The 10,507-nt window shown below is 59.5% G+C and carries 10 protein-coding genes and 1 pseudogene; 3 read left to right on the top strand and 8 right to left on the bottom strand.

Annotated features, from left to right (window positions below; all coding sequences use genetic code 11):
• A partial coding sequence (locus HV711_RS25510; RefSeq protein ID WP_175145310.1) for an RsbRD N-terminal domain-containing protein occupies nt 1–336 on the bottom strand: 336 nt, incomplete at its 3' end.
• Nucleotides 337–580: 244 nt separating this feature from the next.
• On the opposite strand from HV711_RS25510, the pseudogene HV711_RS34100 reads away from it, so the two are divergent.
• Nucleotides 581–694 (top strand): annotated as a pseudogene (locus tag HV711_RS34100) (4-hydroxyphenylacetate 3-monooxygenase reductase subunit); the annotation flags it as partial.
• A 121-nt stretch (nt 695–815) separates the two neighbouring features.
• Here the strand turns inward: HV711_RS34100 and HV711_RS25505 are convergent.
• Nucleotides 816–1,400: a TetR/AcrR family transcriptional regulator gene (locus tag HV711_RS25505; RefSeq protein ID WP_035483425.1), complete on the bottom strand. Its 585-nt coding sequence runs from the start codon at nt 1,398–1,400 to the stop codon at nt 816–818.
• 334 nt (nt 1,401–1,734) lie between these two features.
• On the opposite strand from HV711_RS25505, the gene HV711_RS25500 reads away from it, so the two are divergent.
• Nucleotides 1,735–2,439 (top strand): SDR family oxidoreductase, encoded by a 705-nt coding sequence (locus tag HV711_RS25500; RefSeq protein ID WP_035483427.1) that lies wholly within the window; start codon nt 1,735–1,737, stop codon nt 2,437–2,439.
• 152 nt (nt 2,440–2,591) lie between these two features.
• Here the strand turns inward: HV711_RS25500 and HV711_RS25495 are convergent, their stop codons facing one another.
• From HV711_RS25495 to HV711_RS25485, 3 genes are all read right to left on the bottom strand, one after another.
• Nucleotides 2,592–4,028, bottom strand: coding sequence for a cytochrome-c peroxidase (locus HV711_RS25495; protein ID WP_035483428.1), 1,437 nt, complete (start codon nt 4,026–4,028; stop codon nt 2,592–2,594).
• Nucleotides 4,029–4,143: 115 nt separating this feature from the next.
• Entirely contained in the window at nt 4,144–5,826 is a 1,683-nt protein-coding gene (locus tag HV711_RS25490) for a phospholipase C (RefSeq protein ID WP_028360580.1), read from the bottom strand.
• 502 nt (nt 5,827–6,328) lie between these two features.
• On the bottom strand, nt 6,329–6,727 hold the full coding sequence (locus tag HV711_RS25485) for a nuclear transport factor 2 family protein (RefSeq protein WP_028360579.1): 399 nt from the start codon (nt 6,725–6,727) through the stop codon (nt 6,329–6,331).
• 81 nt (nt 6,728–6,808) lie between these two features.
• Between HV711_RS25485 and HV711_RS25480 the strand changes: the two genes are divergently transcribed.
• Nucleotides 6,809–7,750, top strand: a complete 942-nt coding sequence (locus HV711_RS25480) for a LysR substrate-binding domain-containing protein (RefSeq protein WP_035483485.1) — start codon at nt 6,809–6,811, stop codon at nt 7,748–7,750.
• 29 nt (nt 7,751–7,779) lie between these two features.
• Here HV711_RS25480 and HV711_RS25475 read toward each other — a convergent pair whose 3' ends face one another.
• The 3 genes from HV711_RS25475 to HV711_RS25465 form a co-directional block, all read right to left on the bottom strand.
• Nucleotides 7,780–8,226: an NlpC/P60 family protein gene (locus tag HV711_RS25475; RefSeq protein WP_028360577.1), complete on the bottom strand. Its 447-nt coding sequence runs from the start codon at nt 8,224–8,226 to the stop codon at nt 7,780–7,782.
• Nucleotides 8,227–8,398: 172 nt separating this feature from the next.
• On the bottom strand, nt 8,399–9,136 hold the full coding sequence (locus tag HV711_RS25470; protein WP_035483432.1) for a transporter substrate-binding domain-containing protein: 738 nt from the start codon (nt 9,134–9,136) through the stop codon (nt 8,399–8,401).
• Nucleotides 9,137–9,740: 604 nt separating this feature from the next.
• Complete coding sequence (locus HV711_RS25465; RefSeq protein WP_035483436.1) at nt 9,741–10,328, bottom strand: class I SAM-dependent methyltransferase; 588 nt, start codon at nt 10,326–10,328, stop codon at nt 9,741–9,743.
• Nucleotides 10,329–10,507: the final 179 nt, after the last annotated feature.

The following is a 10,507-nucleotide window of genomic DNA, read 5'->3' as shown; positions in this document are numbered from 1 at the left end:
CCACAGGCGCAGCACGCTTGCACGCAGTGCCCGATACTCGGCGGCGAGCTGGTTGATGTTGAAGCCAGCCCGCGCCCTGAGCAGCGCATGGGTTTGCGCCGCCGTCTCGGTTGCATCAATCAGCACGGGCGCGCGCCCCATCGACTTCTCGCGTTGAGCCTGCCGGGTTTGCGACGTCTGTAAGTCTTTTACGACCGCCTGCAGAATCTGTTGCGCATGATCCCGCAGCCCCGATGACTGCAGATTGCCCGCTGCCGGCAGGAGGGTACCTGCGAACGCCTCCCACTGTGCCAGGATCGGCTCCATGTCTCGCAAAATAAAGTCTGCAAGTCGCATCTGCGGTCTCCACGTTCTGCGCGCTTTATGTTACCCGCAAAAGGGCGACTGCCTCGGTGCTGAAAAACCCGAGGGCAAACTGGCGAGGTGCAAATGACCGGCCGGTCGACCGTGCTGCCAAGCCTCTGGGATCACGGCGAGCGCGGCGGCGCCGGCGCCGACTTTCGAACGACAAGTTCGTCACCGTCTCGGGACAAGCCCGGCCGGCATCCCGGTGCGACGCCTCGGGTCCGCGAGCTATATCGCCCTCGTGGAAACAACAGAAATCAGAGTGCTCAGCGACGGCGACAGCCTGATCTATTTCGACCGGAATTTCCATCGCGTGCCGCGAGTGTGGAAGGCGGCCGTTGGCCAATGAACGATGTCTTGTGAGGCAGGCGAGCAGCACTCCGGACCGCCGGGCCGCGCGCCCTCGCGCGGACGGCCTGCGCGAACGGCCGCGAGCGGCAGCTGCGACGCCCGCGCATAGCGAGTAGCGCTCATCGCTCATCGAGCGGCGCTGGCGTCTCGACTCCGAACGCGCAACGGCTCGCGTCGAGAATTTCGTCGGCGAAAGCGGGATTCGCACCCGCTACCGCACGCGACAACACCAGTGCGCCCACCATCTGACTGAACGCCGCGATCGCCTCGCGGCGTGTTTGCTCCGGCGTCGCGCTCTTTGCGGCGATCATGGCTGCAAACCTGTCGACATACGCCTCAACGCCCTGCGCGTAACAGGCACGCGCCGCGTCCGTTACCCGGGGCGCGTCGCCCGCGAATCCGGAGAGCGGACATCCAGCCTCGATGTTGTCGCGGTGCGCGTTCGACAGGTAACGCGCCGCCTGCCTGGCGAGGCTACCCGCGTTCGGCGAGTCCGAATGATCTTGCATCGCCTTTTCCATCACTGCGGCAACCAGGGCGTCCTTCGACTTGAAGTGATTGTAGAAGCCGCCCTGCGTGAAGCCGGCCGCTTTCATCAGTTCTGCCAGCCCCACCGCCTCGACGCCGCGTAGGCGAAAGAGCCGCTCGGCGGCCGCAATGATCGCGCTGCGGTTTTCGGCGGCTTGTTGCCGTGAGACACCCATCGACTTCTCCCTCGCTCATACGATTCCACCGATTAAAAAACACAATGGTGATCACCATTGACAACACGCGGCGCAGTGAACACAATGCAGCCCAAGGACGATGGTGACCGCCATTGACTCCAGTTTAGCGGACTTTCGATGCAACACTAAGCCACGCTGCCGGTACTGGATCGCGGTCGCTGCGTCGGTGAGGTCGTTCGGAACGACGGTCAGACAACGCTGGCGCGCTTTGCTGGCGCAACGCTCACGTACGTCGAGGGCAACCTGTTTTTACTGAATTGCAGCCGCGCGGTGAACGGTCCGCCATGCGATTCACTCACGCCAAGGATGGAATATGAAAATCGAAGGTGCTGTGGTTTTCGTGACTGGCGCCAATCGGGGGCTCGGCCTCGAGTTCGCACGTCAGGCGCTCCAGAGGGGAGCGCGCAAGGTGTATGCGGGCGCACGCGATATCGCGAGCGTGACATTGCCGGGCGTAGTGCCGGTGACACTCGACGTGACCGAGCCGGCGGCAGTAGCTGCTGCCGCTGAGGCAGCGCAGGACGTCACGCTGCTCATCAACAACGCCGGCATTGCGCGGCTCGGCAGCCTGACGGACGACGATGCGCTCGATGCGCTGCGCGCTCACTTCGAGACGAACGTCTTCGGCATGCTCGCAATGTCGCGGGCGTTCGCGGGCAATCTGGCCGGCAACGGCGGCGGCGCCATTCTGAACGTGCTTTCGGTTGCGAGCTGGGTGAACCGGCCCATTCTCTCGGGCTACGGCGTATCCAAATCGGCAGCATGGGGGTTGACCAATGGCCTGCGTCATTCGCTGCGCGACCAGCACACGCAAGTGGTCGGCCTGCATGCCGGGTTTATCGATACCGATCTGACGCGCGGCCTCGACGTGCCGAAGGCGACACCCTCGGACGTCGTTCGTCAGGCGTACGAAGCGATCGAGGCAGGCGCGGAGGAAGTCTCAACCGACGACTTCACGCGGGAGGTAAAAGCCGGATTGTCCACAGGCGTTTATCTGAACGAGCCGGCGCCTCGCTGATGGCGCCGTCACGCTGAATCTGAGTACCGGTCGCTGGAGAAGCGACCGGCCGGCGTGGGCAGCGAGGTGATGCCCTGCTGGAGCAATTCATGCCATACGCGCGGTAAGCGATCGGAGGTCTCTTGCCGGCGTTGAACGGACATTGCTAAGGACTACCGCGCACCAGGCTGATATCCATCATCCAATGTCTTCAGGAAAGCAATGATGTCGCGGATGTCTGCATCCGTCATAGCAGGCGTGTCGCCGAATTTCCGGTCGAATGGCGCGTCCTTGTCATCGATATTGGCATGAAACCGTGCCGGCAAATCATTGTATTTCTGGACCTTTCCATCCACACCCCGCGGATAGAACTTCTGCGGAGCTGTGTTGCGCTCGTTGTAGAACGCCATGACCTGCTCAAGCGAAGCAAACACGCCATTGTGGAAGAACACTTTGCGCGTTGATACGTTGCGCAAAGTCGGAGTCAGGAACATCCCGCAATATTGCGTCTGGCCCTTCAGGTCGGTGCGGAACGGGCCGCAGATACCCATATCGAAGAATTCCGGGTCTTTGTTTGCCGCAATATCATTGTTCCGAGGCGCCCCCAGCGCCTCATACTGATAGTCCGTGAACATGGGCGGGGTACCGTCGGAACTCGGCTTGGAGAGATGACATCCCGCGCAGTTCGCTTTGTTGGGGTCGTTGAATAGACGCAGTCCGCGCAGTTCCGCCTGACTCATCCGCGCCTTACCTTCGAGCCAGTAGTCGTACTTGCTCGAGTACGGGTGGAACGCCTGTTCTTCTACCTGATAGCGAGCCACGGCGAACATCGCCTCAGACATCGCCAGGCTGGTGTTCTCGAAGACGTTCGAACCAAACAGTTGCAGAAAATCGTTCCTGTATTGAGTTCGTTGAATCTTGGCCATGACATCGGCTTCGCTCGTGTTGGCCATCTCAACGGGATTGAGCATCGGCCCTGCGGCCTGTGCCTGCAGCGTGTCTGCGCGGCCGTCCCAGAACATCCCGCCCTGTGGGACCATCGCAGGCGCCGCGGGAACAACGCCAGCATTCTTTTGGGCTCTTGCCACGCCTGAAACCTGGCTTGCCATCTGCGCGAGGTCGGGCGCGTTATCGGCGTCGCCGGTGTCAGGACCGATACTGAAATTTGGCTGGCGATACAGATACATCAACGACGGCGGCGGCCGGTAACCCTGCTGCGACAGAGATGGGCCACCGGGTTGAACCGCCAAACCATTTGGCGGACCGAAAGCATGTGCCGGGCTATGACACGACGCACATGACTGGCGCCCTGAGGCCGAGAGCGTCGGGTCAAAAAATATCTTCTTTCCGAGCTGCGCGACCGCACTCAGTTGTGCTGGCGCTTCAGGCCGCTGGAGCTGTATCGGATTTGGGTTGGCGCCTGTGAGGCTTTCGACCATCACGCCCACAACAGCCGGCACGCGTGACGGATACAACAGCGCAAAACTGCAAAAAGCCACGCCGGCAACAACCGCTGCAGAGAAACTCCACAGGAGCATGCGCCTGACGCTGAACCGAAGCGGCCTCTGAATAGGACTCGTTCCGGCCTGAGGTGATGAGGATGCAGGCATATGAGCAACAGGGCTAACGCTTGAAACGAAAAATGTTGCCAACCCTGAGAGTTGGCAACAGACTGAAGGTGTTTCTGCCCCGCGCCGGCATCAAGCCGGCGCGACATTGCAACAATCAGATGGCAGGTACGGACGAGACGACGGTGCCGAGGTTCGGGTCGACAAACACCGTAGGGTTATTGCCGCTGCCGCTGAAGTTGAACATGCCCATGATGCTGCCCGCCGTAGCATCGAAGGAGCCACCACCGATACGTTGACCACCCAGCCAGTTGTCTTCGATGAACCGGACGACAGATGCCTGGCTGATTGGAGTGTGGTCAACATAGTTCACTTTAGCCCACGGTGAAATCACGAGGAACGGAATACGCGTGCCCGGCCCGCATCGCCCATTGACCGGCGTACCGTTGACGCCAAGCGGAGCGGTCCCCGTGCCGCACTTGCCCGCACCGTTAAGCTGGTCCGCCTGGGCGTCGAAGGAGGCGCTGGTCGGATTCGCATAGGCATGGTCGTACCAGCCGTCCGAGTCGTCCCATGCAACGATAACCGCAGTGTTCTTCCAGTCGGGCTGTTGCTGCAGGAAGTTGACTACCTTGGCCGTGAACGCCTGCTCGTCGAGCGGGTCGGAGTAGCCTGCATGACCATCCTGGAACGCCGGTGCCTTGATGAAGCTTACTGACGGGAAGTTGCCCGCCTTCACTGCAGCGAAGAAGTCGTCAGAGTCGTACTGGTGGTTGGCGGGTTCCGGCGTCTTGCCATCGGTCAACGTGCTGAAGCCGACGGTTGACATTGAGTTCGGACGCGTATGCTGCGGGTTCGCCGTCGACGCGTAATACTGGAACCAGTTGTGGTGCGGAATGTAATCTGCGGTTGCCTGACCCACCGCCGGCGTCACCGTGCTGCGCTTGCACCCCGTCGTGCCGTTGCTGTTAACAGTCGACAGGTTGAAGCCGCCCATGAAGCCGCCCCAGGTGATGTTCCTGGCATTCAGCAGGTCGCCGATATTCTTGCCAGACATCAGAATCTGATCCGTCGTGCTGGAGCAGAGGTCGTTGGCAGGGTCAACGTCGTTGATGAGCGTAACGCCGCCCTGACCGTCGTTGACGTAATAGGAATGTGACGCCGTCGACAGATTGAACGGCTGCTGGCTAGTTTTCAGCAGTTGCACGCCGTTAGTCTGGCCGGAAATGACCTCCAGAGCGCCCGGAGTGGACGGTCCAAATGTGTCGGTATAGGCGTTGTCGCTCATCGCGAAGTGCTGAGCATAGTTCCACAACGCCGTTACGGTGTTACCGTCGTAGTAGCCCATGACCTGTCCCGCCGTACCAAATGCGCCAGCGCCGCCACTCGAACCTTTACCGGTAAATTTCGGGAAGAGGTCTGCTGCACCGTTGTTGTAGGCCTGCTGCTCCGCGGTATATGCGTGGTTCTGGTCGGCAGTCGCAGCCTGAGTGCGGTCCAACCGGAACGGGTTCGCCCCGTTCGGAGCGTTGAGAGCATTGGTCAGGTTCGGATTGTTCGTCAGCAGAGCACCACTCAGCCCATTCACCGTCGGCGTGCCCGCCGCAGCTGTAAATGCCGGTTCTCCCGACGGGTTGGTCGCGTTCGGGTACGTCGCAAAGTAGTGGTCGAACGAGACGTTCTCGTTATAAATGACAACGACGTGCTTGATGGGAGTGGCCGTCGTCAACCGGTCCTGCACTGACACGGCGGACGGCGTATCGGTGCTACCTCCGCATGCGTAAAGCGAGACCGCCAAAGCGATACCTGAAGCGCCGAAAAGGAAGGCTCGAGAAAACATGTGTTTTAACTCCGGATTGTCCTGCTATTTCTTCTTGTCAGTCTATTCCGTTGCGAAATCAACGGGGGAGGAGATGTTTCGTACCCCACATATTGGAGCAGGCCGGCGTGACGGCGGAATGGCGTTTTATTTACCTAATCCTTACGCGAATTTACCTACGAAAGAATAATGAATGATTACGGCGGCAGACGGGACGCGCCTGCCGTCGTGCAACGCAATTCGTTGAGCAGTTTCACAGCGGGCGTCATCTGACCGGCTCTCTACGTAGCACCGCGACGCAAACTCTTAGCTTGCCGGGTGTTGATTTGCCGCCCGTGCAGCGAGGCAGGGCGAAGGATTGGAAGCCCCTTGGCTGAGGTGTCCATGGCCGCGCAGGAAGTGCCGCCCTTCAGCTACCGGCGGATGCCGGCGTGACCCATGAACACCCTGCCAGTGCGTGGTGAACAGAGTCGGCGCCAGCCCTGCGCAAACCAGCTTTCGGTATCGAGCGACATCGATTGGGCTACGCGTATTTGTCACCGACCGTACTGCGAATCGGATGGGTATCGTAGACGATGATCATTCGCTCGATGAGCCCGTTGTCGTCGAACTCGAAAACATCGACGCACTCGAAACGCACCGCGGACCCATCTTTCAACCCCCAGTCATAGACGAAGTAACCGGTCGCACGTCGAGCCCCTGTCGTGCTGGCGCAGATGTCGATAGGCGTTATTCGGCTTTCTCCAGACGCTGCCTCGACCTTCGCAAAGAATGGCGCAGGGCGCATCCAGCCGAGAAACGGCGAGAAGATCTGGGCGTTTGGCGTGAACAGCGCGCAGATCGCCGCGACATCGCCGCGCTCCAACGCCTCGAGATAGTTGCGAACCTGCCGCGTGTATAGTGCTTCCGACGATGAGGCCATCTCCATTCTCCAATCATTCGTTGACAACTCCGCGCATTTGAGCGGATGCGCATCCGATACACGCACGATAGCGATGCACCGATGAGCAAACAATCGAAAAATCCGCAACCCGGGTATGCAACGCATGCATATCCATTGGCCGACCTTACGCGGACGCTGCCGCCGCTGGCAGCGTTCCAGGCATTCGTCGCCGCGGCGCAACTCGGGAGCATCAGCAAAGCCGCTGACCATCTGTGTCGAACGCAGGGCGCGGTGAGCCGTCAGATCCAGCAACTGGAAGCGCACTACCGGTGTGCACTTTTCGTGCGCCATGCGTCGGGGCTGACGCTGACAGCGGAAGGAAACGAACTGTTGACCGTGGCCGTCAGCGTACTCACGCAACTGGTTCAACACGCAGACCTTCACGCCAGAACGGCGTCTGTCGTGACCCTGCGGTTGCCGTCCACGTTCGCGATTCGCTGGTTGCTCCCACGGCTCGCAGATATCAATCACGCGTTGCCGGGAACAGAACTGCGCATCGCCACATCGGCGGACGACGCGCCGGATTTCACTACGCCTGACGTCGACGCTATCGTGGTTCGTGGATCCGGGCAGTGGCCGGGCATGGATGCGGTTCCGTTGTTTGCCGAGCAACTCACACCCATGTGCACAAGCGAAATGGCCGCATCGCTTCGCTCGGCAGCCGACCTTGCCCATGTCACGTTGCTCCATCCCGGACACGGCCATGAGGAGTGGCGATGCTGGCTCAAAAGCGCGGGGGCGGGGCACATCGACGCGAACCGTGGACTCGTTTTCGACACCCTCGAATTGACACTCACCGCTGCGGCGGAAGGGCATGGAGTTGCAATAGGCGATCCCCGGATGGCGAGGGACCGCCTGCGGGCGGAGACACTGGTGACGCCTTTTATCGAGGTGGCGCAAAACGGCTTGTCGTACTTCCTCGTCTATCCGTCCCAACGTGCTGCACAGTCAAAAATTCGCATCCTCGCTGACGTCTTGTTTCGACTTGCGCAGGAGGACTGAGTGTTATCGGGGAAGCAGTCTTGCAGGCGTCAAGGCCAGCGATAGGCGAGCACGCGATCGCGCGGATAGTCGAGTTCCCGGACCTCCTTGAGTTGGTTGCCTCCGAACAGGTAGACGTTCTCGTCGTCGATTCGGAGAAACAACCCAACGTGTCCCTTCCAATCGACCTCGTCATCGGCAGTCAGAACGGCAACGCAACCGTATTTCGGTTTCTCAAGCGGTTGTCCCCAAGTGAGCCACGAGCGAGCCAGCGCTGAGCCGGTTCCGCGAATACCCGATTGCTTCATGCACCAGTTCAGGAACGAGGAGCACCAGGCGATCTTGTCGTCGTAGCCAGCGAGCTGTGTGCAATTATTGTATTCGGCAATTCGGGGATTGCACTGTCCCGCGCCATAACGCCTGATGCCTCGCTCCTTGAGGGCGACGCTTAGCCAGGCAGGCGCGCTGACATCCGTTGCTTGTGATGCTTCGCTCATCAACGTGCTCCTTACAGGTTTTCTTCTTGAATCGGCCCGCAAAAACGCATTTTGCGCTAGCGAACTCACTGCCTGGTACGAGGTAGAGTGAGGGGGTCAATGACAGAGGTGGAAGTGTCAAGGAAGGATCCGTGCGCGGCTGTCGATTGACCGTGTTTAGCGGAGCACCGACCTAACTTGCCTTCATCACGGCCGGATCGATCTCGCGATCCGTCAGGCCGAATCTCGCCATGCGCGCGCGATGGTCCGGTGTACCGAGATATGAAAGAAGCCCCAGATTAAAAGCTTTCAAAAGATCCACGTTCTCTCGGTCAAATGAAAACGCTCCCAGCGGCGGCGTCCGCAGGCCTTCGCTCGTGTGCGGCTCATGCGCGACGGCCTCGATCATCGAACTGCCCATCCGGCTCGCAATCATTCGATTGCCCAACGCAGTGCTCGCATATGCGTCAATCGCGCCAGAGAGAACAGCTGCGACCGCATCGGCCTGTTGCTCGAAAATGACGATCTTCTCTTCGCTCACGCCTGAGGCCGTCGCGGAATCATGCTGTACCTGCCCCCAAATGATGCCAAGGCGAGCATCTGGAGAATTGGCGATTGAGGAATAGCTAGTGAGCGCTTTAGGGTTGCCCGCTCCAACTAGAAAGCCGTCCTCGATTCCCCACACCGGCAGGCTGAACGCTACGACGTCGGCGCGCTGCGGCGTAACAAAAAGAGGAACATTCATATCCCAACGGCCTGCCGCAACGCCGGGTAGTAATTCGCTAAAGGTCGTCAGGCAATGCTCTATTCTATCCACACCTATCTGGCGCAGGATCAGCTCAGCGAGCTCAATATCAGCACCCATTGCGGTGCCATCTGCTTCCGTCCAGCCGAACGGGGGTTCTTCGATGTATGCAATGGTCACCCTCATCGTTTTGTCTCGCACATTAAAAACGACCGCCAAGTGTCGCGCCGACTGATGACGATTTGACCAGATGCATCAACGTGGCTTTTTGGCTGTGCCCAAGCCGACGGCGACGCATCAGAGCGGCCCACAAGGAACATTCGCGGATTTCGAGTCGCGTTACGCTCGACATATTGCAATGATTTCGCTACTCGTTGATTCCTGGAAAGGTCCACCGCCCCAATCGCGAAACCATTCGATCTCCCGGAAGCCGGCCATCGTGATAGCAGCAGCGAGGCCTTCGTGAGATGTAAACCGCAGTCGGCTCCTGTTTGTTAGATGCGTGCCGTCGCGCTCGAAGAGATAATGCGTTTCGAACTCGACCAGTGGCATGACACCTCCAAGCGCCTAACAGTTATTCAGAAGCAAAACTATCTTGTTTGCAATCATACGGATAACCTAAACGTCCCCTACGGGAACAGGTCATGTCGTTCCGGATCTGTGTAACAACCGGCACGTCAGCTACTGTCGCTCTACGGATGCTTCTTGAAGCCATCGCCTAAGGCTCCGTTCGTTATGGAGTTGGTCATCCCGGTCGCCGTGACTACTTTCATCCGATCGCCAGGCACGTCTATCCCTTCCTGGCGATGACGCGACCGATCGCCTTACCCGACGAAGGACTCACCACTTGCTCGTTCACAACAACAGTTGCGTCGGATAAGGCCTGCAGAACTAACGAAGAATCAAAGGCGGCATAGAGCCGCCCATGCTCGTCCCGCCGGTCGTTCCCCTCGGTGACTCGCCAGCTCAAATACAGAGTTCCACCAGGTTCGATGATGTCGAGGAGCCTGCGCACCGAAGGCACAATCAATTCCGCCTCCAGATGCATGATGACCGTTTCGCACAGCACATTCTGGAAACTCGCGTCCGCGATGCCCTCGAGCTCGGGTAGCGCGGCAACCTGAAACTGGACCTCGGGATGGCGCCGCCGAGCCTCTTCGAGCAAACACTTCGAAGGCTCGAAGCCCACAGTCGGAAAACCATTCGAAGACAGCCAGGCAGCATCGCGTCCGCTGCCACAGCCGACGTCCGCCGTACGTCCGGGACGGAAGTACTTTCGCACCAGCGCGTGCAAGTCTGTCGCTGGCGGCTGCTCATCCCAGTCTTTCGCAAATGACGCGGAATGTTGGTCGTATGCGCTAAGCGTTCTGATGTCCATAGACTTTTATGCATGTTGCGCCCGGCATTTCGTCGACACGGCAGCAGATAGGCAAAGCCAGGGCGCGGGCCGGCCGCCTTCTTATCACCAATGACGCTCTCACGCGACGTCGATCGAGATTAAACGATTTTCGAATCCACCGTGCTTACGTTCATCGAGGTTTGTCCCTGAACCACCCT

The organism is Paraburkholderia phenoliruptrix (assembly GCF_902859825.1).
Taxonomy (GTDB): Bacteria; Pseudomonadota; Gammaproteobacteria; order Burkholderiales; family Burkholderiaceae; genus Paraburkholderia; species Paraburkholderia phenoliruptrix.
The sequence above is the reverse complement of the archived record's forward strand: the minus strand, read 5'-3'. Positions and strand labels throughout refer to the sequence as shown.